Origin of the sequence: Actinoplanes sp. NPDC049681, from assembly GCF_044465265.1 — a bacterium.
Lineage (GTDB): Bacteria > Actinomycetota > Actinomycetes > Mycobacteriales > Micromonosporaceae > Actinoplanes.
In genome coordinates, this window is record NZ_JBITLP010000003.1 from 719,705 (window position 1) to 742,370 (window position 22,666).

The following is a 22,666-nucleotide window of genomic DNA, read 5'->3' on the forward strand; positions in this document are numbered from 1 at the left end:
AGCCGGTCGTTGAGGCGAAGCCGGTCGTTGAGGCGAAGCCGGTGGCTGAGGCGAAGCCGGTCGTTGAGGCGAAGCCGGTCGTTGAGGCGAAGCCGGTGGCTGAGGCGAAGCCGGTCGTTGAGGCGAAGCCGGTGGCTGAGGCCAAGCCGGTCGTTGAGGCCAAGCCGGTGGCTGAGGCCAAGCCGATCGCTGACGGCAAGCCGGTGTTCGACGCTGAGCCGGTCGCTGTCTCTGTCCCCGTGGCCGACCTCAAGGCCGCCTCCTCGACTCCCGCAGCCTCCGTGTCCGGTTCGGACACGGCGTCGGTCGCGCCCGCGATCGGGCAGATGCCGAAGGGCTACGACGTCGTCGTGGTCGGGCTGTCCGATGCGGCGCAGCGGGATGAGCGCAACACCACGCTTCCGCCGACGGCCAAGCCGGAGGCGCCCGCAGCTCCCGCCGAGAAGACCGCACCGCCGAAGTCTTCGCTGGCTGCCAAGACGCCGCGCAACGCACTGTTCGGCGGCCCGCCGGCAAATGCGTGGGCGGCAACCGGCCTGACCCGCGCAGACTCGGGCCGCGTCGGCGCGGGCAGTACCAAGCCGACCGCCCCAGCGTCTGCAGCCTCCGCGCCCGCTGCCGCTGCACAGCCCGGTGCGACGAAGTCAGCCGCTGCGCAAGATGCCGCTGTTTCGCAGGCTGCCGCGTCGAAGCCGGCCGCTGCGCAAGCTGCCGCCGTTCCGCAGTCTTCCGCGCCGAAGCCGGCTGTCCCGGCGCCCGCCGCTATGCCGAAACCGGCCGTCTCGGCGCCCGCCGCTATGCCGAAACCGGCCGTCTCGGCGCCCGCCGCGGCGCCGGAGCCGGCCGCTGCGCGGCCTGCCGCCCCGACCGTCTCGGCGAAGGGTCCGCTGCCGGCAGGGGAGTCCACTGCGACCCCGGGGTTTGCGTCGAGCGCCCCTGCGCCTTCCGGCGTTGGGCCGGCCCCGGTCGCCACCGACGCCGGCCCGATCAAGGGCTCTGCCAGTCCTGCCTCGCCGATGCCTTCGGTGGCACCCGCCGCGTCGGCTGCCCCGGGAACAGCGGACGCCGGCTCCGCACCGACTCCGGCTCGACCGGTTCCCCCGGCTCCCGTGCCGCCGACCAGCCCCACGGCGCCGGCTCCCTCGCGGCCGTCCGTTCCTGGACCGTCGCGGCCCGCTGAGCCGGCACGCGAGCCGGTGCCGGCCGGGTCCACCAAGGTCGAAGCGGCCGGCGCCGCCGCGCCCTCGATCCAGCGTCCTCCGGCGACACCTTCGGCAGAGCGTCCTGCGGTGCCGACGGCGCAGCGTCCTGCTGCGACCCCGGCGGAGCGCCCTCCGGCGGCATCGACGGCCCAGCGTCCGGCCGGAGCCGCTCCGCAGAAGAAGGCCGAGGCGTCGGTGGCTGAGGCGCAGGCACGTGTGGTCGGCCCGTCCAAGACCGAAGCGCTCGAGCCGTCCAAGAGTGACTCGGCCGAGGCGTCCAAGCCGCAGGCCCGCATCGCCGGTCAGCGCACCGAGGCCAAGCCCGACAGCACGAAGACCTCGCAAGCGAAGCCGGCCGAGCCGCAGCCGGCCCCGGAGGCCAAGAGCGCCGAGCGGCCGAAGAAGGGCCTCCTCGGCAGCTACAAGGACGAGGTGGCGGAGCTGCTGGGCGGCGCCAAGGCCCGCCGTAAGCGGAACGTGACGGCGTCCGGTCTGCCGGCTCCGGATCCGGACAGCCAGGAACCTCCCATCAAGCTGACCCGGCCCCCGCGCCGGGGGCGCACGCAAGGCAAGGACTGAGACGAAGGAGCCCCGGGCGATTGCCCGGGGCTCCTTCACGTGACCGAAAGGGCCCTCCGCGCTGCCGACGCGGAGGGCCCTTTACCGGGGGAAACGGAGTAACCGAAGGGGGGCTTCGTCCGTTAAGCACAGTTTAGCCCCTCCACGGCCGAACTGGGTAGTCCTGGGGCCAATACGGACAATCTCGGGTGAACCTGCCCTTCTGCGTGCGTTAGCTCTCGAACAGGTGGGTACGGCAGGACGTCCCCGCGCGTCACCCCTGCGGGCGCGTAGGCTGATCTCGTGGCGGATCTTCTGGTGTGGATCGACTGTGAGATGACCGGCCTCGACCTGGGCAAGGACGCTCTGATCGAGGTGGCGGCCCTCGTCACCGATCCCGATCTCAACGTTCTCGGCGAAGGCGTCGACCTCGTCATCCACGCCGACGACGCAGCGCTGGACGGGATGCCTGAGATCGTGCGGGAGATGCACGCCAAATCGGGCCTCACCGAGGAGGTACGCCGGTCCACCGTCACGATGGCGGAGGCCGAGGAGGCCGTCCTCGCGTACGTGAAGCAGTTCGTCCCGAACCCGCGCACCGCCCCGCTCTGCGGTAACTCGATCGCGACCGACCGCGGCTTCCTGGCCCGCGACATGCCGGCGCTCGACGACTTCCTGCACTACCGCATGATCGACGTCTCCTCGATCAAGGAGCTGGCCCGCCGCTGGTACCCGCGGGTGTACTTCGGGCAGCCGCAGAAGGGGCTCGCGCACCGGGCTCTCGCCGACATCCGCGAGAGCATCCGCGAGCTCGAGTACTACCGCCGCACGATCTTCGTGCCGCTGCCCGGGCCGGACGTCGAGCAGGCCCGCGCCATCGCCGCCGAGCTGTAGCCGATGCCCGGCCGCGCCGCCGCGCCGGGTGGGTAACCCGGTCGACGGTGGGGTGGGGGTTGCCGCTATGCTTGTCCGGCGCACGCTGCGGAGAAGGATGCCGCCGCGGTGGCATGGTGGTCGTAGCTCAGCTGGTAGAGCACCGGGTTGTGGTCCCGGGGGTCGCGGGTTCGAGTCCCGTCGATCACCCCAAGAAAGTCCAGGTCGAAGCGCCTGACTGCGGAAGCGGTCAGGCGCTTCGCCGTTCAGCCGCCGATTCCGGGAGCCGATAGGGAGCGGCGGCCTTCATCGGTTGGAGCCGGATGCGGGACGCCGAAGCCTGCCGCAGCAGGCCGGCCCGCAAGGTCATGGGTGCGGGCCGAGGTCGGCGAAGTCCTCGGCCAATCCCAGGGTGTCGGGGTGGTCCTCGCCGAGGACCCGTCGGCTGCGGATGAGGGTGTCCTCGGCCAGGGCGCGGGCCTCTTCGTACTGGCCGAGGGCATGCAGGCTGAAGGCAAGGTTGCCGGCCGATCTCAAGGTGTCGGGGTGGTCGTGGCCGAGGACCCGGCGGGCGCGGGCGAGGGTGTCCTCGTCCAGGGTGCGCGCCTCTTCGTACTGGCCGAGGGCGCGCAGATTGACCGCGAGGTTGCTGGCGGAGGCCAGGGTGTCGGGGTGGTCGTCGCCCAGCATGTGACGCCGGCGGGCGAGGGTGTCCTCGTCCAGGGCCCGGGCCTGGTCGTGGAGGCCGAGAGCGCCCAGGTTGACGGCCAGGTTGCTCGCCGACTTCAGGGTGTCGGGATCGTCGTCGCCCAGCGCCCGGCGGCTGCGGATGAGCGTGTCCTCGTCCAGAGCGCGGGCCTCCTCGTACTGGTCGAGGGCGCGCAGGTCGACGGCGAGGTTGCTGGCGGAGGCCAGGGTGTCGGGGTGGTCGTCGCCGAGGACCCGGCGGCTGCGGGCCAGGGTCTCCTCGTCCAGCGCGCGGGACTCCTGGTGGTGGCCGAGGCCGCGGTGGGCGCTGGCCAGTTGGCTGGCGGCCCACATCACATGGTTGTCGTCCGGGCCGAAGACGGTGTGCCAGTGGTCGCGCCAGGCCTGGGCCAGCGGAAGGGCGGTGCGGTACTCGCCACGCATGAGGAGGTACCACAGGGCGTTGCACGCGGTGGTGCGTAGCTGTTCCCCCGCGGTGGCGGGGCCCACGGCGAGCAGGTGAGGGAGGAGCGCGGCCCAGGCGGGCCAGCTGTTCGGGTCGGTCCCGTCGTCGGCGGGCTCGGCGGCGGCCAGCACCTGCTCGGCGCACCGCCGGTCGTCCAGCCGCTGGTCGGGGCTGCGTTGGTCGCGCAGTACCGCCTGGGTGAGCCGGTGCAGCTGCATGCTCTCACCGCCGACGCGGGCGAGACCCAACTCGGCCAGCCGGCCCAGGATGCGTCGCCACGCCAGCACGCTGGTGACGACCTGACCCAGCGGCGCCGGCAGCACTCCGGGCGGGGCGGCCCGCCACCAGACCAGGGGAATCGGCTCCGGGGCCAGCTGCGCACACAGGTACGCCAGCTGTACGGCGGCCTCGTCCAGGAGGGCCAGCCGGTCCAACGACATGGTCAGTGCGGCGGCCAACGGCGCCGGATACCCGACCGGCTTCCCCTCGTGCAACAGCCCCGCGGCATGGTGGTGGAGTTCGTCGAGGTACTCGGTGACGGTCATGCCCGTGGTTGCCATCAACCCGGCTGCTTGCGCCAGCGCCAGGGGTAGGTCGGCGACCGCCTCGGCGACCCGGTCGGCCTCGCCCTCGCCAAGGGCCGGCTGGTGTGCCCGCAGCAGCGCCACCGATTCGGTGCGATCGAAGATGTCCACCTCGACCGGCGCGGCCACCTCCGCGAATTCCGCACTGCGCGAGGTCACCATCACGTGCCCGCCGGTCGCCAGCCACGGACGGACGGCGGCTCCACCGGGGGCATTGTCGAAGATCAGCAGCCACCGCGGCGTACGCCGCAGCCGCTCGCAGACCGCTTCAGGGGTGGCGGCGGAACGGTCCATCCATCCCGCGCGCACCCCGAGCTCGGACAGTTGCTCGGCGATCAACTCCTCCCGCTCGGCGTCCACCCACCACACCAGCTGGTAGTCGCCGGCGAACAGGTGGGCGTACTCGATGGCCAGAGAGGTCTTGCCGACCCCGCCCATGCCGTGCAGGGCCTGCACCAGCACTCGCCGGCCGTCGTGCAACCGCTGCCGCAACGTCGCCAGCAGCGCCTGCCGGCCGGTGAACGCCGCATTGCGCCCCGGTACGTTCCACACCCGCGGCGTCTGTCCCGGTAGCCGCGGACCGGGATCGGTGACACCGGTGACGTCATTGGGAAACGGTGGGGCGGTGCCCGGACGTCGTGGCCCGCCCACCGCTGCCAGCAGTTCCTGACGGGCGCGCTCCTCGGGCAGGCCGAACAGGTCCCGCCACGCCAGCGGGACCAGCAGCGGCGGCGGCTGCACTTCGGTCACCCGTACGGGCACCAGCCGCCGTCGGCCGTCGGCGTGGGGAGACACCGCCATGATCGCGGTCCACTCATCGGCGGTGAACCTGTCCCGAGCGAAGTACGCCGGCGAGTACAGGGCCAGCAGCCGATCGGCGCGGGTCAGTGCGTCGTTCATCCGCACCACGACGTTGTCCCCGGCCGCCCAGTCCCACACGTCCAGCTCGACTTCGTAACCCGCTTTGATCAGCTGCCACGCCGCCCACTCGGCCCACGGACGGTCCGGCCCGGCGTAGCTGATGAACAGATCGGGCCGGCCCCGATCATCTGTGGCATCCACCAGCACAGCGTCCTCCCGGACAGCCGGTCACGCGATGGTCGCTCAATGTCAAAAAGTTGTCATCCGCGTGGTCAGCGGCTGGTCAGGCTCCGGCCAGGGTTCGACAGCGTGGTGGTCCGGGCCGGCCGGTGGCGGGCCGTACGGGAGCCGGGTCGCGGCTCGGCGATGGTCGCGCCGGTGGGACGGTGGTGTCGCAGGCGGATGATCGCGTCCACCCCGGTGCCCGGGGCCTGTCCGAGGCTGATCTGCCCGCCGCCCGCCCGGACCAGGCGGTCGACGATGGCCAGTCCGAGGCCGGAGCCGTCGTCGGCGGACCCGGGGGCGCGCCAGAACCGGTCGAAGGCGCGGCGCCGGTCAGCCGGGCTCATGCCGGGACCCTGATCGATGATGTGGATGGTGACGCCGCCGCTGCCGTCGAGGTGCCGGGCGATGGTCAGGGTGCTGCCGGGCGGGGAGACCCGCAGGGCGTTCGCGAGTAGGTTGTCCAGCACCTGTTCCAGCGCGCCGGGAATCGCCTGCACCTGACCGACGGGTGTCCCGCGTACGTCGATGGTGACGTGCTGTTCCGCGGCGAAGGGCGCCCAGCTGGCGGCGCGGTCGTCGATGACGGCGTCGGCGTCGACCGGTACGGGCTGGGTCGCATCGTTGTCCAGGCGCGCGAGGGCGAGCAGCCCCTGAACCATGCGCGCGAGCCGGTCGGTCTCGGCGACGGCTTCGGCGAGGCTGTCGTGGGCGCCGGGATCGAGGTCGGGTTCGAGGTTCTCCAGGCGCAGCCGTAGCGCGGTCAGCGGCGTCTTGAGCTGGTGGGAGGCGTCGGCGGCGAAGCTGCGCTGGGCGGCGATGAGCTGCTGCAGCCGCTCGGCGGTGGTCGTGAAGGTGGCGGCCAGCCGGCGCAGCTCCGGCGGGCCCTGGTCGAGCGCGGGCGGGTTGGTCAGCGTGCCGCCGGCGAGGCGGGCGGTTGCCCGTTCCAGTTCCCGTACGGGACGGGTCATCCACCGGGCCAGCGCCGCACCGACCGCTGCCGCGACGGCCAGTACGGCCAGGCCCGCGCCGGCGAGTACGAGCCACATCCGGAGGGTCTGCGTGCCGACGCTCGAGGCGGGGTACGTCAGTTGCAGGGCGCCGCGGATGGTCTCGCCGGAGCTGGCGGGCACGGTGACCGACAGCCATGCACCGTCGGCGCTGTACCCGGAGCGGCGCTGGTTGCGTAGCGCGGCGGCGATGTCGGCGCTGCCGCCCGGCTGAGGGGCCAGGGTGCTGGCGACCAGCTCGCCGTCCGCGTCGACGACGACCGCATGACCGCCGGTCTCGCGATGGTAGCCGGCCAGCAACGGGCCGACGGCCGTACTGTCGCGTTCTTCGATGGCCTCTTCCGAGCGTTCGGCCAGCACGACGGCGTCGCGTTCCATGGCCGCGAGGAACCGGTCGGTGGCGCCGCGGGAGTAGACCAGCCCGAGCGGGATCTCCAGGGCCAGCAGGACCAGGAGTACGAGCGAGACGTAGCTGGCCAGCAGGCGCCGGGTCACACCTCCGCTCCGGGTGAGCCGTACATCAGCCGGAATCCGACCCGGCGGATGGTCTCGATGACGGCGGGGTCGCCGAGCTTGCGCCGCACCGCGGCGACGTGCACGTCCAGCGTCTTGGTGGGGCCGAAGTAGTGCGGCTCCCAGACCTGGTCGAGGATCTGCTGGCGGGAGTACACCGCGCCCGGGTCCTCGGCGAGCAGCGCCAGCAGGTCGAACTCCTTCGGTGACAGCGACACCGCCCGGCCGTGCAGCCGCACCTGACGGGTACGCCGATCCACCGTCAACGCCCCGAGCTGCTGAACCGCCCCCGTCACCGGCGCGGTGGCCTGCACGGGCTCGGCGTACGCCCGGCGCAGCACGGCACGGATGCGGGCGACCAGCTCCCGCAGGCTGAACGGCTTGGCCAGGTAGTCGTCGGCGCCCAGTTCCAGGCCGACGACCCGGTCCGACTCGCCCGCGCGGGCGGTCAGCATGATCACGGGTACGGGGCCGGCCCCGCGCAGCTCGCGGCACACGTCGATGCCGTCCATGTCCGGCAGGCCGAGGTCGAGCAGCACCAGGTCGGCGGGTGCCGCCGCGAGCGCGCCGGCGCCCGTGCCGACGCGCTCGACCGCGAAGCCGTACCGGCCCAGGCCCTCGGTGAGCGGGCCGGCGATGCGGTTGTCGTCCTCCACCAGCAGCACCCGCGTGGGTGTGTTCAGCATCGTCGCGCTCATCTCATCGTCTTCGGGCACGGTCCGGAGGTGGTACGGGCGCGGCCACGGATCGGATCAGCTCAGTCGCCGTCCTCCGTACCGTCTTCCTTCTTGGTCTTCACGACGGTGAAGTCCTTGTCGAGGTAGACCTCGATCTCGCCGCCGGCGTCCTGCTCGATCTCCACCGCGTAGAGGCCGGGGTTCTCCACGTCGTGCTCGCTCTTCTTCACCGTGCCCGGGAACTTGGCCAGCGCGGCCTTCTCCGCCTTCTCCTTGGTCTCGCCGGTGAGCGGCTCCTCCTTGTCGTCGGCCTCCTCGGACGGCTGCCCGCTGGTCTGGGCCGGGGCGTCGGCGGCCTGCTGCTGGTTGCCGGCGGGCTGGGTGGCCGGGGCCGCGGGGTCGCTGGAGCAGGCGGACAGGCCGCCCAGCAGGAGCAGGCCGGCGGGGATGATGAGCTTGAGCTTCACGAGGGGACTCCTTGGTAGCGGACAGGTCCGGCGAACACCCGAAACGCTATTTCGACGCCTGCCAAGGCACGGCCAGCCCACGGTTAGGAAGCGGTCAAGTTTCCTCCAAGAAGCCGGACCGCGGCGGGGCGCAAAGAGAAGCGCCGTTGCGAATTCCACGGGGGAAGAACTCGCAACGGCGTCAGCAACGACAATAATCGATGGAGTGTCAATCGTCCATATCGGCGTTCGACATTGCCTCAACAGTCATCGGAATCCGGCGCGGCCGGCCCGATCACCTCACCTCCCGCAGGCCCGGCGCGGGGGCCTCCGATGGCACTACGGTGGCCCCATGAGCAGTGACGACACCCCGTGGGAACCGCCCCTGGCCGGCACCGAGACGGAGCACCTCGTGGGCGCGCTCGACCGGTTGCGGACCACCTTCCGCTGGAAGGCCGACGGCCTCGACGCGGCCGGCCTCAGCACTCGCGTCGGCGCCTCGTCCCTGACGCTGGGTGGTCTGCTCAAACACCTGGCGCTCGTGGAGGAGTACACCTTCACCGTCAAGCTCCGCGGTGAAGCGCCCGGCGCACCGTGGGATCCGGCAGCCTGGGACGACGACCCCGACTGGGAGTTCACCTCCGCCGCCGGGAACGCCCCCGACGAGCTGTACGACCTCTGGGACGACGCAGTGGAACGCTCCCGTACGCGGCTCGCGGCAGTCCTGGCGGCGGGCGGGCTCGACCAGGCCGTACACGTGTCCGGGTCCGACGGCCGCCACGCCAGCCTGCGCCGCCTGATCTGTGACCTCATCGAGGAGTACGGGCGCCACACCGGCCAGGCGGATCTGCTGCGCGAGGCGGCGGACGGGCTCGTCGGCGAGGACCCACCGGCAGGCTGGCGCCCACGAGTCGGCCGTATGCCGTGGGCGTCGTCCTGACCCCGGCTTGTCACCGATCCGCTCTCCTGGCAAGCTGACGAACCGGAGCAGCGTTCCGCCGAGGGGAGCAGGGAGATGGCCGGCACGAAGCGAGCCGACGCCCGGCGCAACGAGGCGGCGCTGCTGGACGCGGCCGCCGAGGCGTTCGTCGCCTCCGGTGTGGACGTGCCCGTCCGTGACATCGCCGCCAGGGCCGGCGTCGGCGTCGGCACGATCTACCGCCACTTCCCGACGCGCGCCGACCTGATCGTTGCGGTCTACCGGCACCAGGTCGAGGCCTGTGCCGAGGCGGGCCCGGCGCTGCTGACCGCCGGTGGCAGCCCGCACGCCGCCCTGGCCCGCTGGATCGATCTGTTCGTCGACTTCCTCGTCACCAAGCACGGTCTCGCCGAGGCGCTGCAGTCCGACGATGCCCCCTTCAAGACCCTGCACGCCTACTTCCTGGACCGGCTCGTCCCTGTCTGCGCCGAGCTGCTCGATGCGGCCGTCTCGGCGGGGGAGATCCGGCCGGGCATGGACGCGTACCAACTGCTGCGCGGCGTCGGCAACCTCTGTATCGGCGCGGAGAACAACCCCCGATACGACGCCCGGCGCCTGGTGGACCTCCTCGTCGCCGGTCTGCGGGTCGGCTAGAGGGCGTACGCCGACCGGAACACCCGGTCGGGGTCGACCACCGCGCGAATCCGGCGCAGCCGGTCGAGGTGGGGGCCGTGATACCTGGGCAGCAGCGCCGCGCCCGGTTCCAGGTAGTTGACGTAACGGCCGGCGGACCACGGAGCCACTGCGCGGTGGCCGTCGTCGATCCATGCGTACGCGTCACGTACCGTCGCGGCATCGCCCGCACTCGGCTTGACCAGCCACTGAAGCATCGTGTGCGCGCCTCGCCAGGGAAACGCGGTGGCACCGACCGGCACCCGCGCGACCGCCCCGGTCATCCGCTTGAACTTGGCCACCCCGGGCCGGCGAGCCCGGGCCCGGCGGTCCACGGCGGCCAGCAGCGCGGCGATCGCGGAGGCGGGCAGGGCCTGCCGGAACACGTCGCTGCCCACCAGCTCGGTCGACCGATCCCCGCAGTCGCCGGACTCGTCGCAACCGGCCCGGTCGTGCACCACGTCCAGGTGGGCGCGGCGATCCACGGCGCAGGACGCGGGCTCCCTGCGGATCGCCCGGACGATCGCGGCAACCTCGCCGTCGGCGTCGTCGTCCAGGACGAAACCCGAGATGCGAACGGTACGGCGGCCACGCCCGTCCGCGGCGAACTGGCACGCCGACCACGTCTGATCCGGCGCGGTGGCCAGGCGCGCCTGCCACCCGGCGGCGACCGCCGCGGCATCTCGCCACGGGTACGTCAGCACGAACGAGCCGACGGTGCTCACGGGGTGGGTACGCATCCGCCACCGGGTCACCACCCCGAACTGCCCGCCGCCACCGCCGCGCAACGCCCAGAACAGCGCCGGTTCGCGAGTCGCGTCCACGGTGCGGTGCCGGCCGTCCGCGGTGACCACGTCGGCCGAGAGCACGGTGTCGCACGTCAGCCCGTACGCGGAAGCTCCCATGCCGATGCCGCCGCCGAGCGTGATCCCGCCGATCCCGACAGTGCCGCACGACCCGGCCGGGACGGAGACGCGATGGGCGCCGAGGGCGTCGTAGACGTCGATGAGCCGGGCGCCGCCGCCGATCGCGGCGGTCCGGCCGGCGGCGTCATAGGCGACGGCCGACATCCGGCGCAGGTCGAGCACCAGGCTGGTGCCGCTGGTGGAGGCGCCGACGTACGAATGTCCGCCGCCGCGCGCCACGACCGGCACGCCGAACCGGCGAGCGAACGCCAGCACCTCGACGACGTCGGCCGGACCGGTGCACCGGGCGATCGCCGGGGGCCGGACGCCGTCGAAGCGGGGGTCGAAGAGGCGCCGGGCGGGGTCGTAGCCCGCGCTGCCGGGACGTTCCAGAGAGCCGTCGAGGCCGGCCGCCAGCGCCTGCCAGTCCTGAGTGGTCGGACCGTGCCCGGTCCTGGTGGTCGCGGCGACGAGGGGAAGCCCGGCGGCACCGAACAGGACACGACGCGAGATCCGCATGCCGCAATCCTCGCATAATGGACATCAGGTCCGGAGCAGGTGGGCGGTCAGCTCCGTACGGTTGGTCAGCCCGAGCTTGGCCAGGATGTGGCGCAGATGGCTCTCCACCGTACGTTCGCTGAGCACGAGCCGCTCAGCGATCTGCCGATTGGACAGGGCCTGCGCGACCAGCGCGGCGACCTCGCGTTCCCGGCTCGTGAGCGGATCCGCCGTTGCCGCGCTCGCCGCGGCGCCGGGCATGTCCAGACGGCGGGCGTCGCGCGCGGCCTGCGCCGCCGGCGACCCGTCCCCGGTGAGCGCCGCGAGCGAGAGGCGGGTGTGTACGAGCCACGGCCCGGCATCCAGCCTGGTGTTGAGCTCGACGGCCGCGGTGAGCAGCGTCGCCGCCTGGTCCGCGCGACCGAGCAGCGCGGCAAGGCGCCCGGCCTGTCGCGCCGGGGCGCCCCCGCAGAAGGTGTCCGCGTTGCCGGGCAGCCCGCCGGAGCGACGCCACGGGAGCCAGTGCGGCAGCGCCCACCCGGCAGCCTCGGTGTCCTCGAGGGCGAGGGCGAGTTCGGTGAGGTGCTGGAGCAAGCCCAGCCGGCGGATCCCGGTCGGCAGGTTCCGCAGCAGGTGCCGCTGCCGCTCGTAAAGGAACCGCGCGCCGGGCCGGTCGCCGGCCACGAGGCGATGCATGGCCGCGACCGCGTCGGTCAGCGGAAGCCGGGGAGCCTCCTCGAGTCGTTGCTCCCAGCCGGGCCGCAGGTCGCCCGGGTCGCCCCGGACCAGACCGACGAGGGCGGCGAAGATGTCGGTGACGGTCGCGGCGAGGCGGTCGCCGGTACGCTCGGCCGCCCGGTGCGCCTCGGCGGAGGCGGTCCGGGCCCGATCCCAGCGCCCGGCCAGGGCGTGCCGCGCCGCGGCCGTACGCAGGGCGTACCAGTCGGCGGCAGGAATTCCCGACGCGCTCGCCAGCTCCCGCAACCGTGCGATCCCGTTGTCCACACCGCGCAGGTCCACGAGCTGATACAGGGCGTCCACACGCCACAGCTCGCCCCGCACCGCGGACATGAGCTGTCCCGTACGCATCCCGTTGCCGGCGGCGATCTCGGCGAGCCGCAGCCGCTCGCCGGGGTCGTCCAGGACCCACATCCGCGCCCGGATGGCGTCGGTCAGCGTGTCGGGATCGCCGTCCGCCTCCGCGACACGCAACGCCTCGACACTTTCCGTCGCCTCGAGCCGGTCCGCGTCGGCGTGCAGCGCGGCGCGCCGGGCCAGGAGCCGGGGCCGGAATTCCGACGGGCCCACCGCGAGGGCGCGATCGCACAACACGGCGGCCCGCATCGCGACGTCCTCGTCCCCGGCACCGCGGACCACGAGGGCGGCAAGGGCGAGCAGGTCGGCGCGATCCAGGTCGGTGGCCAGCTCCGCGGCGGCCAGGCAATGTTCCGAAGCGCGCCGCGGCCGGCCCGCGGCGAACTCCACGCCGGCGAGCTCGATGAGTACGGCACATCGCTCGGCCGGAGCCTGCTCCAGCCGCCACAGTGCGCGCTCGAACAACCGCCCGGCTTCCGCGTGGTCCCGCTCGGCCACCGCCTGCCGGGCAGCGGCCAGCACCATGGGCACGCCGACGTCGGCGTCCAGCGGCAGCAGTCGCACCTGGTGCGAGTTCCGGGACCGGACGACCTCGTCGACGGCACGCGCGAAGGCTGCGGGATGACGCAAACCGCTTTGACGGTACGTGACGACGAGCAGCAACCGCCCGTCCGCTGCCTCGCGCGCGACGTGCCCCAGCAGCGCCAGCGATTCCTCGTCGGCGTGGTGCAGATCCTCGATCACGGCCACCCGGTGACCGGGCCCGGCGGTCAGCAGGAGGTCCGTCACCTCCGCCCGCCACGTCACACCCGACCCGCCGACGGCCGGCAGCCCCAGCCGGGTCAGCAGCCGCGTCCACGGCCAGGCGGGCGGAGGGTCGTCATCCGGCAGGCAGTGCACCCAGATCAGGTCGTCGGCGTCGCAGAACGCCTCCCGTACCAGCGACGATTTGCCGACGCCGGCCGCCCCGGCGACGAGCACGACGCCGGGACCGGCAGCTCGAAGCGCGGCCAGCTCCGCCGAGCGTCCGACAAACACGCCTTGCAGTCTGCCAAATGCGTACTCGAATCAGTGCTGGCGCGCATGCGGCACCGGCGGCGCCCGGCCGATGCTCATACCCATGGAACTGCACGAGTACGTCCGCCTCGACGGTGTGGGACTGGCCGAACTGATCCGCACGCGCCAGGTGACCCCGCCCGAGGTGGAATCGGTGGCGCGTGAGGCTCTCAAAATCGCCGACGAACGGCTCAACGGCCTCACCCGCCCATCGTTCCCGAACGCGCTGGACGCCGCCGGCGACGGCCCGTTCGCCGGCGTGCCCTTCCTGCTCAAGGACGTGCCCATCGCGGCGGGCGTACCTTTCACACTGGGCAGCCGCGCGATACCCGACATCGCCGCCGCGCACGACACCGAGCTGATGACCCGTTTCCGCCGGGCCGGCCTGGTCGCGCTGGGCATCACCACGATGTGCGAGCTCGGCCTGAGTTTCGCCACCGAATCGGCCAGGTACGGCCCCACCCGCAACCCGTACGACCCGGCCCGCGGGGTGGGCGGCTCGAGCGGCGGCGCGGCCGCCCTCGTCGCGGCGGGTGCCGTCCCGCTGGCCCACGCCAACGACGGCGCGGGCTCGATCCGCGTACCGGCGTCGTGCTGCGGACTGGTCGGCCTCAAACCCGGTCGCGGCCGGATCCCGTGCGGGCCGGACACCGGAGAAGCAGCCTTCGGCCTGCTGTACGAGTTCGCGGTCACCCGCTCGGTCCGCGACGCGGCACACCTGCTCGACGCCGTCCACGGCCCGGCCGCCGGCGACAAATACCTGGTGGCGCCGCCGCTGCGTCCGTACGCCGAGGAACTCGACGCCCCGCACCCGCGCCTGCGGATCGCCCTGACCACCGACGCCTGGTCCGGCGTGCCGGTCGACCCGGAGGTGGCGGCCGCCACGGCACGCACAGGCCGGCTGCTGGAACGGCTGGGCCACACGGTGGAGGTCGCCACCCCGGCGCTGGACTGGGAAGACGTCCTGGCCGGCATCCGAGGTGAGGTCGTGGCCGGCGTCGCACCCCTGCTCTCCGCGCCCCGCCAGCCGCCGCCCGAGGCGCTGGAAGCGGTATCCCGCGCGGCGATGTCGGAAGTACGGGCGTTCACCGCGCTCGACCTGCTCCGAACGTTCGACGCGCACAACCGGGTGAGCCGCGCCGTCGGAACCTTCTTCGCGGACTACGACCTGCTGGTCACCCCGACCCTCGGCCAGCTTCCCGCGCCGCACGGCACCCTCGACTACGACAACCCGCGGTACAGCGTCGACTCGTGGCTGCGCCGGCTCTTCGCGTACGGGCCGTTCACCGCCGTTTTCAACATCTCGGGGCAGCCGGCCGTCAGCCTTCCGCTCGGCCGCAGTGCATCAGGCCTGCCCATCGGCGTCCAGGTGGTCGCCGGCTCCGGCCGCGAGGACCAGCTGATCCGCATCGCCGCGGCGCTGGAGCCCGACTTCGCCACCGCAGCCGACCGCCAGGGGACCCTCGATCAGTGACAACACCTGCGCATGCCGTCAGCCCCTCGATGTCGATCATCGCCTGTCATGCCGTTGACGGACCGTCCACCTTTCGGCTTCTGCCAGGCATGGATCACGCAGTTGGGGAAGCAGATCAGCGTCGCTGTGCTCACCGCCTGACGCCTTGCGTACCGGCGTCGGAACAGCACGACGGCCCTCCACCAGGAGGGCCGCTGTGTGCTCAGCCGGGCCAGGGGATCTCAGCCACACCGACCCGGACGGCTACTGAAACCAGACTCACAGCCTTACCTCAACGCCAGCGCAAGGCCACCTCACGTTTCCGCTTTTCCTGCTCGCCCTGCCGGTTCAGGTCTGCTGGGAGAGTGCCTCGCGGTGGGTGACATGTCGGCCGATTCACCGGTCAGCGGCGGACCCGCGGGTGAGCGCCTTCGGTCCCTGGCCTCTACTGCTGGCTGATCAGGTCGGCGGTGGTGAACGGCTCCCGACGGGCGCGCAAGTCGGCGTAGGTAGCCACGATCAGCGGAGTGAGCACGACCCCGCAGATCAGTGACGCCACCGTGCTCAGGACCGTTCCCGTTACCGAACTGACCACCATGGCGCCGGTATCGGCGACGGCGAACGGGTCCGAAAAGGACGCTCCCCCCACGAGAAGCGTGACAGCGGCGCTCACCGCGGCGAAGGCCAGCGAGATGGCGATACTGACGCCGGCGATGGTGGCTATCCGCGCGACGGCGGCACCGATGTCGGTGTGGAACAGGTTGAAGCAGCGGCCGATGGCGCCGCCGCGTTCGAACAACACCACCGGGGTCAGCACGACGAACACCGCGCCGACGTAGAACACCGGTAGTACGCAGGCGAACAGTGCTGCCGTCAGAATCAGGGCGGCTACCAGTGACCAGCCGATCAGCGCCGGGATCCGGGGCAGCACGCCGCGCACCGCCGTGCCGATCCGCGCCTGTGCACCGGTGGCGATGGCGACGACCAGGGTCATCGTGACGAGGCTCCCGATCGCGAAGACCAGGGTGGCCACCAACGTCGCGAGCAGCGACATGCCGCTGGCGGCCAGGAAGTGACCGAAGTCGACCGCCCCGCCTCCGGCGGCGTCGGTGGTCAGGTCCCGGTTGGCGAAGTCGACGAACAGCTGAGCCGGAATCATCAAGGCCAGCGTCGGTACGGCCGTGCACAGCTGCACCAAGGCCAGCGGTCGCCATCCCCGGCGGACCACGGCGAAGCCCCGCCGCCACCAACCGGAGAAATCCGGGCTGACCAGCGGGTCTCCCGGGAGGAACCGCGGGTCACCGGCCGGCATCGTGGCCCAGTAGTACGGCGGCACACCCGGCCCGGACCAGGACGGCGCCGGCTGCGGAGAGTCGTCGTCGGGAAAGTCAGGCGGAGGCTGCGACACCGGGGGTCACTCCCAAGCTATACGGACTGTGAGCCCGTAATGTAACGCTGGGTAACTGGAGGACGGTATGTCCGGACAGCTAATTCGGCCTGCCCATTTGCTGGTTCGAAGGGACTGACCAGCGAGCCCGCCATCAGGTCTCCTGGACGCACAGGCCCTTCGGCCCGCCGTGAAGCGTGAGGACGTGTGGTGACGCCGACCAGGCGGTTCCCCGGTTCATCGCCGCCGCGGCCCAGCGGCACGCGAGGGGCAGTCCCTCTCCGAGAAGCTGGCCCATCTCCCTGCGCTGCATGGACGGCACCGCCCAGAGTCGCATGAACAGGTAGCTTGCCCTGGTCCGATACGGATTGGTCAGGTAGCCACTCCGGGCGTCGCCGAACCAGTAGAGATCGATCAAGAGGCGTCTCTCGGGCACCTGCCGCGGATCTGCCGTCCCGCCGACGAAGCTCAACGACCCGATCACTGCGCCCGCATCCCGTAAGCAGCGTTCGACGAAGTCACGGCCGACCGGGTACGCCATACCTGCGCGCAGCCGATCCCGCGAGTACCCCTCCCAAGGCGGGTCGTCGCACATGTGACCAGGCTAGAGGGAACATCGCCAGGATCTCGTTGCGTTCCAGGCGCCTGACATCGTTCGTCCCGTGGTGGAAAGCGCTGAATTCACGCCGCTCGAGGGCCGCCGATCCGAGGCGGTTCGCCGGGCGGTGATTCAGCGCGGGCTCACTACCTCCGGCCGCCCCCCCGCGGAGCTGCCTTGGTGGTCGGACTTTCAACCCCTGGTCGCGCATCGTTTCTTTGGACGATCTCCTGCCCCCTATCGAAGCCTGGCGAAGTGCCGTCCCAAGCGGCTGACCAGGTCGCAGCGAACGCACGGATCTGCCGCAGTCCCGGGCGTACTCGAACTGGTTCGGGTTCAGCTGCCACTCACGCAAATGGGTCCGCGAGGCGGAATCATGCCGACTTGATCAAACCTCGCTGTCCGGAGCCGTTGCCCTACCATTCGTCACCGACCACGAATCTGCCGCAGATGATGCGCGCCACTACCTTGTTCGACGGCGCACCCCCCCCGAAGGCCTCCATAGCGGGCTGTCAGCTGGTTCGGATGCCGGCAAGGGTGGTGGCTAGGAGTTGCTGCAGCTCGGTGAGGCGCACCAGTCGGGCGACCGCACCGTATACGGCGGTGCCTACGACGGCTGCCGTGGTGAGCGTGATGAGTGCCGCGCTGAAGCCGGAGCCGATCAGGGGCGTGAGGGCGGACCCGGTGACGGCGCCGCAGCTGCCGGCGATCCCGGCGGCGACCGCTACCCGTGCGTGGGTGCGCAGCAGCCTGTGGCCGTCGATGCGGCCCAGCCGTCGGCGCAGGATGACGGCGGCGGCTACGAGGCCCGCGGTATAGGCGGCCGCGTAGGCCAGGGGAATCGCGACGACGATGTCAGCGCGAGGCAGCAGCCAGGTCGCGGCGAGGCAGCCGGCCACACCGACGACGCTCACCCCGGTGGTAATCAGCGCGGGGGTCTTGGTGTCCTGCAGGGCGTAAAAGCCGCGTTGCAAGATCATGTAGCCGGTGAACGGCACCAGGGCCACCCCGAAGGCCGCCACCACCGCGCCCAGCAGGGCGATCGCCGGCGGCGAGCTGCCACCGTAGGCGAACAACAGAGTGGCGATCTGCGGGCCGAGCACCAGCATGGCTGCCGCGATCGGGGCCAGAGCCACGACGGCCAGCCGGACGGCTCGGGACAGGTCTTCAGTGATCTGGGCGTGGTCGAGGCGGGCGGCGTGGCGGCTGAGCCGGGGCAGCATGGCGGTCATCACCGACAAGGCGATCACCGCGAACGGCATCTGGAACACAGCGAACGCGTTCTGGTACGCGCTGATCCCACCGGGTCCGCTGATCGACGCGGCCCGCGTGGCGGCCGCCAGCAGCACCTGCGCGGCGACGACCGACACCACTACCCAGCCGCCGAGTCGGCTCAGACGGCGAATGCCGATGCCCCGCGGGTCGAGCCGGGGCCGCAACGCGAAACCGCTACGCGCCAGCGCCCACACCACCATGCCCATCTGGGCGAACACGCCCGCGGTGGTGCCGACCGCCAGCAGCAGCAGGTGAGTGGGCGTCAGCGACGCGATGCTGGTGGCGCCGCCGATCACCAGGTAGACCAGGCCGACGGCGATCACGATCAGGCTGTTCACCAGCGGCGCCCACATCGGGGCGGCGAACCGGCCCCGGATGTTGAGCACGGCGCCGGCGGTGGCGCTGACGCCGTAGAACAGGATCTGCGGCAGGAAGAACCGGCTGAACACGACCGCCAGCTCCCGCTGCTCCCCGGTGAAGCCGGGCGCGCAAGCCGTGACCAGCCATGGCGCCGAGACCATCGCCACCACCGTGACGGCGCCGAGGCCGTAGACCATCAATGACAGCAGCCGCTGGCCGTAGACCACCCCGTCGTCGGGTTCGCTGAGCGCGGCGCGGGCCAGCAGCGGCACCACCACGCTGGCCATCGCGCCCCCGACGACGAGTTCGTAGACGGCGTTGGGCAGCGTGTTCGCCACGTTGTAGCTGTCCAGCAACCGGCCGCCCAGGCCCAGGGCAGAGGCCAACACCACCAGCCGCACGAACCCGGCGGCACGCGACGCCAACGTCGCTACCGCCATACCGCGGCCCGCACGCCCGACCGAAGATCCTTCTGCCATGTCGACCTTCACAGCGCATCAGCGCCCGCGGCCCCAGAAAGCCTGCGGCGCATTGGACCGGCAGGGCCAGTGCGGACCTCGCCAATGCCCTGACGTGATCCCATCGGCTCGGCTGGCCAGGGGATGTCACTGATGGTTGTGTTGGCCGCTCATCCGTTGAGCTGCTCGTCGAGTCGAATCCGCACGGGTACCGCTGTGTCGTTGAGCCGGCTTCGCAACATGTCCGCGCACTGGCGTCCGACGACTGCGATGTTGGCGAACAGGAGGTCCTGCCTGCGGCTCCAGCGCGTGAGGCCCCACGTCCGGTCGCACGCCAAGGAGGAGCCTCAGCATCCGAGCGGGTCGCTCGGTCCCGGAATCCACGCGCTGACGTCGTAGACATTGCCGTAGGCGCCGTGCTCCGAGGAATCCGGAAAGCCGACCTGGGCGAACGCTATGTGTCCGTCGATCTGTTTCGTGAAGCACGGGGGGTCTTCGAGGGCCGAGGGGTTGCCCGTACCCAGGTCGGAGTGGGGATCCCGGCCGGTGTTGGTCTGGGCTTGGCTGTCGGTGCGTTGCGGTGTCACTGCCCAGCCGTCTTTCATCGCGATCGCTCGATGGAAGGCGACCACCCCGCGCTGGTCCAAGTCTTCCCGGTAATACTCTCGTCCGGCGCTGATCTCACCACTATCCGTGTCGCACCCGCCGCCCTGCTCGACCACCTCCGCCGGGTCCTCGTGAGCTGTGATGAATGGCAACGCCAGCAGAGATTCGACTCGATGCCGGTCGCCGTCATTGGTGCAGCCGTCCTTGGTGGGCCGGGTGTCCGAACAACCGGCCAGAGCCACCGCAGCCATCACGGCAGCGAGCCCCGCGACCCGCAACCGATACTCGTTGGTCACCCATCCTGGCATGCCATTCACCGTAGGCAAGATCGGGTCATCCCGGGCCGGTCGATAGGGATGCCGAGCGGACTCGAACGGCCATGGACGGTCGCCGCTCCATGCCGTTGGCCTGGCCTTTCGGACAGAACCACATGGCGGACCATCCGGCCCGCCTGCACGCGCTGACCGGCCACAAGCGGTCACAGGCGGTGATCGCTGCTTTGGCACCGGCATCTCCCTTGCCGGAGGGCACTGCGTCTCGAGGGGGAATTCGCCATGAGGAACGGCCCGCCTTATAGGCGCGCCACGAATTCGTCCATTACCACGGTTGCGTTCCGGAGGATGTCTGCCGAGTTCACTGGGTCGTCGTCGGTCTCCATGCCGTGATCGGCGCCCTCGGCCTCGTAGAGCGGCTGGCCAAGACCTCGCGCCAGGTCGGTGTCCCACGACGGGTCGGCCGTGGCGCCCACGAGCAGGAACGGCGCCGTGCTGCGACGCAGATCGTCAGGCAGCGATGAATCGCGTAGCACCGGGGTCAACCAGATGCCGGGGAGGTTGCGGTCGGCGGCCAGCCCGGCCGCGAACGCGCCCATCGATTTGCCGACCAGGGTGATCTTCGGTGCGGCTTCGGCATCGAGGATCTGGCTCACTTGTTTGTGCACGAAGGAGCGCAGCTGGCCAAACCAAGAGCCCAGGTCCTGGCCGTCGCGCTGCGGCGGCCGCTCGGGCCACCAGATCGCTTGCGTAGTCCAGCCGTGCCTCATGAGCACCGCACGCGCGAAATGCAGCAGGGGTCGTTCCGCGGAGTACTCACCGCCGGGAATCAGGAAAGCCACCCGCTCCGGGTCGCGCTCCACACGGTCCCGATGGGAGGGACGCGGCCAGTGCAGGTCGGTCATCCGGCGATGATAGGCCGCCGTCGAAGATGTGGGGCACCACCACCGAACAGGTCCTCGACCGCCTGCTCACCCTCGCTTCCCCCACCGGCTGCGGCTACGAAGCGGACTCTGACACTTGACGCAGCCAACGCCCGTCAGGCAATGCCGGCATCGCCCCAGCTAGACGCACGCTGATGCCGAGTTCAGTGCACCGGTCCGCACCCGGATTCGAATGGTCACTGGCCCACCGTTGCCAGCCTTCGCCAATCACTCGAACTCGATCGGATTAGTCCTTGCCGCTCGGGAAGTAGGCTGAATGGCACCTAGTCGCGCCGTCCTGTTGGCGGCTCGTTAATGATCGGAAATAGTCTCGGCCATTCAGCGGAAGACTGCGGGACCGAACAAATGCGAAGGTACCTAACACAGGGCACGCAACGGGAAGCCGAAGAGGTGACCATCTATGTCGCGAGCGATCAGAAACTCACTTGCTGCATCGGCGGCAATGGCGGCGGCCGCGGCCGCGATGTGCGTAGCCACGGCAGCGCCGGCGGTCGCAGCGGGTTCAACTTACAACTACATCGTTATGCCGACATGGCGGGGGAACTGTCCGAGCGGTGGAAGCGTGACCTGGGTTGGAGCATCCAGCTTCTCAGCGAGCACCTCGGCCACGGCCGCTGATGGAGGCGACGACATCGTCTACCTCCGCGTCGGCTCAAACGAGAACGTCAATATTGTGGGCAACGTACGCTGCACTACCTGGTGGGGCACTTACAACGGTCCGGCGGTCAGCGTCTCGATCTATCCGACGCGTTACCAACAGTCCTGGTACATCGGCCCAAACGGTGTGAGCCACAACTGACGGCCTGATGAAACGGATCCGGTATCGGGCTGCACCGGGCCGCTATCGGATCCACATCGGGGCGAAGCGGTGACATACTCGAGCCGCATTGTGGATCGAGCTGCCACGGGGCCTCGACGGATCGCAATCTCCTGTTCGCCGCCGCGCCGCCCAAATGGCGGCTAAAGACATTAGCTTCGGCGCGTTCAACCGCCACCTGATGCACTCATTTGCCGCCGACCGTGCGCGCTGGCGAGCCCTGCGGCGCCGCGCCCGGTGGTCGGCGTCCGAAGCGGCTGGCAATCCTGAACTTGCCGAGTTGAGTGTTGGAGGCGAGAGCGGGACGCCTCAACTTGTTTCAGTCGGCGGTCCGCAGGCCTCGGGGCAAGGCGATGCCCACGTAGGCTCGGGTCGTGGCTGACTCGACACCGCCAGCGCGACGCACCTTCGGTAACCGGTTCACAGCCGACGCTGCCGGCCGAAGCCAACGCACTGCCGAGGTGTGCTTCCGGCAGCCGAACGCGCGGGTGCGATTCCATGGAGAGCGCCAGGATACTTCTTCGCCTGGTTGGCGCCGACTGCTGCGATTGATCGACGAGGCAGCGGCAGACGGCCGAGAGGTGTTTCGGCCGCTCGTGGGCCTCAACCCGGCCGAGAGGACCGACCTCGTCACGTTGCCCTCGAGCATCGCGAAGCTCACGGAAGTCCGCCATCTCGTGCTCTACGGCAGTCCACTCGTTCGTATCCCTCCGGAGGTCGGAGCAATGGCGAGCCTGGAGGTGTTCGAGCCGTACACGTCGTACGGACTGCACTGGTTCCCCTTCGAGCTGACCAAGTGTACGAATCTGCGTGGCAGTACCGTCAGCACACGAGCCCTCTACGGAAACTACAAGTACAGACACGAGTTTCCGCAGCTTCAACCAGTGGGCTCACTAGCCACTGTCCCCGATAGCAATGACCTGGATCCGCAGGTCTGGGGTACCGAGAAGATTCGTAGTTGCAGCGTCTGCGACGGGCCGATCGAACCAGCACGGTTTCAGCAGGTGTGGATTTCCCTCCGGGTGGCGACCGACGTGTTGCCGCTGCTGGTCAACGCCTGTTCCGAAGACTGCGTTCGAGCGCTTCCCGCCCCGCCGGAGGGATACGTGCCGATGGCGCATCAGGGCGGCCGCAACGTCCGCCAACCTAGGCCCTCTCGGAGGTGAGGCTTCGCGGCGTACAGCAGCATGCTGCGGAGCGCCCGCCACCCAATGCGACAACGCCGCTGGGCGACCGCGAGTCTCCTTATACG

The 22,666-nt window shown here is 70.8% G+C and carries 17 protein-coding genes, 1 tRNA gene and 1 pseudogene; 8 read left to right on the forward strand and 11 right to left on the reverse strand.

The window, feature by feature from the left end; translation table 11 throughout:
• From ACIBO8_RS13225 to ACIBO8_RS13235, 3 genes and pseudogenes are all read left to right on the forward strand, one after another.
• A pseudogene (locus tag ACIBO8_RS13225) lies at positions 1-1,781 on the forward strand (hypothetical protein); the annotation flags it as partial.
• A gap of 282 nt (positions 1,782-2,063) precedes the next feature.
• On the forward strand, positions 2,064-2,654 hold the full coding sequence (gene orn, locus ACIBO8_RS13230) for an oligoribonuclease (protein WP_396115384.1): 591 nt from the start codon (positions 2,064-2,066) through the stop codon (positions 2,652-2,654).
• A gap of 116 nt (positions 2,655-2,770) precedes the next feature.
• Positions 2,771-2,846, forward strand: a tRNA-His gene (locus ACIBO8_RS13235).
• A gap of 153 nt (positions 2,847-2,999) precedes the next feature.
• On the opposite strand, the gene fxsT is transcribed toward ACIBO8_RS13235, so the two are convergent.
• The 4 genes from fxsT to ACIBO8_RS13255 all read right to left on the reverse strand — a co-directional run bounded on the left by fxsT (position 3,000) and on the right by ACIBO8_RS13255 (position 8,120).
• Positions 3,000-5,432: an FxSxx-COOH system tetratricopeptide repeat protein gene (gene fxsT / locus ACIBO8_RS13240; RefSeq protein WP_396115385.1), complete on the reverse strand. Its 2,433-nt coding sequence runs from the start codon at positions 5,430-5,432 to the stop codon at positions 3,000-3,002.
• A gap of 71 nt (positions 5,433-5,503) precedes the next feature.
• The gene (locus ACIBO8_RS13245; protein WP_396115386.1) at positions 5,504-6,958 is read right to left on the reverse strand and encodes a sensor histidine kinase; all 1,455 of its coding nucleotides are present in this window, start codon (positions 6,956-6,958) and stop codon (positions 5,504-5,506) included.
• The gene (locus ACIBO8_RS13250) at positions 6,955-7,662 is read right to left on the reverse strand and encodes a response regulator transcription factor (protein WP_396115637.1); all 708 of its coding nucleotides are present in this window, start codon (positions 7,660-7,662) and stop codon (positions 6,955-6,957) included. Before ACIBO8_RS13250 ends, ACIBO8_RS13245 begins: the two co-directional genes overlap by 4 nt.
• A gap of 71 nt (positions 7,663-7,733) precedes the next feature.
• Positions 7,734-8,120, reverse strand: coding sequence for a PepSY domain-containing protein (locus ACIBO8_RS13255; RefSeq protein ID WP_396115387.1), 387 nt, complete (start codon positions 8,118-8,120; stop codon positions 7,734-7,736).
• A gap of 331 nt (positions 8,121-8,451) precedes the next feature.
• On the opposite strand from ACIBO8_RS13255, the gene ACIBO8_RS13260 reads away from it, so the two are divergent.
• Together ACIBO8_RS13260 and ACIBO8_RS13265 are read left to right on the forward strand one after the other, a co-directional pair.
• Positions 8,452-9,039, forward strand: a complete 588-nt coding sequence (locus ACIBO8_RS13260) for a DUF664 domain-containing protein (protein WP_396115388.1) — start codon at positions 8,452-8,454, stop codon at positions 9,037-9,039.
• Positions 9,040-9,114: 75 nt separating this feature from the next.
• On the forward strand, positions 9,115-9,672 hold the full coding sequence (locus ACIBO8_RS13265) for a TetR/AcrR family transcriptional regulator (RefSeq protein WP_396115389.1): 558 nt from the start codon (positions 9,115-9,117) through the stop codon (positions 9,670-9,672).
• On the opposite strand, the gene ACIBO8_RS13270 is transcribed toward ACIBO8_RS13265, so the two are convergent.
• Entirely contained in the window at positions 9,669-11,114 is a 1,446-nt protein-coding gene (locus ACIBO8_RS13270) for an FAD-binding oxidoreductase (protein WP_396115390.1), read from the reverse strand. The two genes, ACIBO8_RS13265 and ACIBO8_RS13270, sit on opposite strands and share 4 nt — an antisense overlap.
• Positions 11,115-11,138: 24 nt before the next feature.
• Positions 11,139-13,226 carry a LuxR C-terminal-related transcriptional regulator gene (locus ACIBO8_RS13275; RefSeq protein WP_396115391.1) on the reverse strand — a complete coding sequence of 696 codons (2,088 nt, stop codon included), beginning with the start codon at positions 13,224-13,226 and terminating at the stop codon, positions 11,139-11,141.
• A gap of 82 nt (positions 13,227-13,308) precedes the next feature.
• On the opposite strand from ACIBO8_RS13275, the gene ACIBO8_RS13280 reads away from it, so the two are divergent.
• On the forward strand, positions 13,309-14,718 hold the full coding sequence (locus tag ACIBO8_RS13280) for an amidase (RefSeq protein WP_396115392.1): 1,410 nt from the start codon (positions 13,309-13,311) through the stop codon (positions 14,716-14,718).
• Between the two features lie 424 nt (positions 14,719-15,142).
• On the opposite strand, the gene ACIBO8_RS13285 is transcribed toward ACIBO8_RS13280, so the two are convergent.
• The 5 genes from ACIBO8_RS13285 to ACIBO8_RS13305 form a co-directional block, all read right to left on the reverse strand.
• Positions 15,143-16,105 (reverse strand): hypothetical protein, encoded by a 963-nt coding sequence (locus ACIBO8_RS13285; RefSeq protein WP_396115393.1) that lies wholly within the window; start codon positions 16,103-16,105, stop codon positions 15,143-15,145.
• A gap of 133 nt (positions 16,106-16,238) precedes the next feature.
• Positions 16,239-16,679: a hypothetical protein gene (locus ACIBO8_RS13290; RefSeq protein WP_396115394.1), complete on the reverse strand. Its 441-nt coding sequence runs from the start codon at positions 16,677-16,679 to the stop codon at positions 16,239-16,241.
• Between the two features lie 515 nt (positions 16,680-17,194).
• Entirely contained in the window at positions 17,195-18,757 is a 1,563-nt protein-coding gene (gene murJ / locus ACIBO8_RS13295) for a murein biosynthesis integral membrane protein MurJ (protein ID WP_396115638.1), read from the reverse strand.
• Between the two features lie 365 nt (positions 18,758-19,122).
• A complete protein-coding gene (locus ACIBO8_RS13300) occupies positions 19,123-19,689 on the reverse strand; it encodes a hypothetical protein (RefSeq protein ID WP_396115395.1) in 567 nt (188 codons plus the stop codon).
• A 263-nt stretch (positions 19,690-19,952) separates the two neighbouring features.
• Positions 19,953-20,558: an alpha/beta hydrolase gene (locus ACIBO8_RS13305; RefSeq protein WP_396115396.1), complete on the reverse strand. Its 606-nt coding sequence runs from the start codon at positions 20,556-20,558 to the stop codon at positions 19,953-19,955.
• 429 nt (positions 20,559-20,987) lie between these two features.
• Between ACIBO8_RS13305 and ACIBO8_RS13310 the strand changes: the two genes are divergently transcribed.
• Together ACIBO8_RS13310 and ACIBO8_RS13315 are read left to right on the forward strand one after the other, a co-directional pair.
• Positions 20,988-21,215 (forward strand): hypothetical protein, encoded by a 228-nt coding sequence (locus ACIBO8_RS13310; protein ID WP_396115397.1) that lies wholly within the window; start codon positions 20,988-20,990, stop codon positions 21,213-21,215.
• Between the two features lie 573 nt (positions 21,216-21,788).
• On the forward strand, positions 21,789-22,580 hold the full coding sequence (locus tag ACIBO8_RS13315) for a leucine-rich repeat domain-containing protein (protein ID WP_396115398.1): 792 nt from the start codon (positions 21,789-21,791) through the stop codon (positions 22,578-22,580).
• The last annotated feature ends 86 nt before the right edge of the window (positions 22,581-22,666 follow it).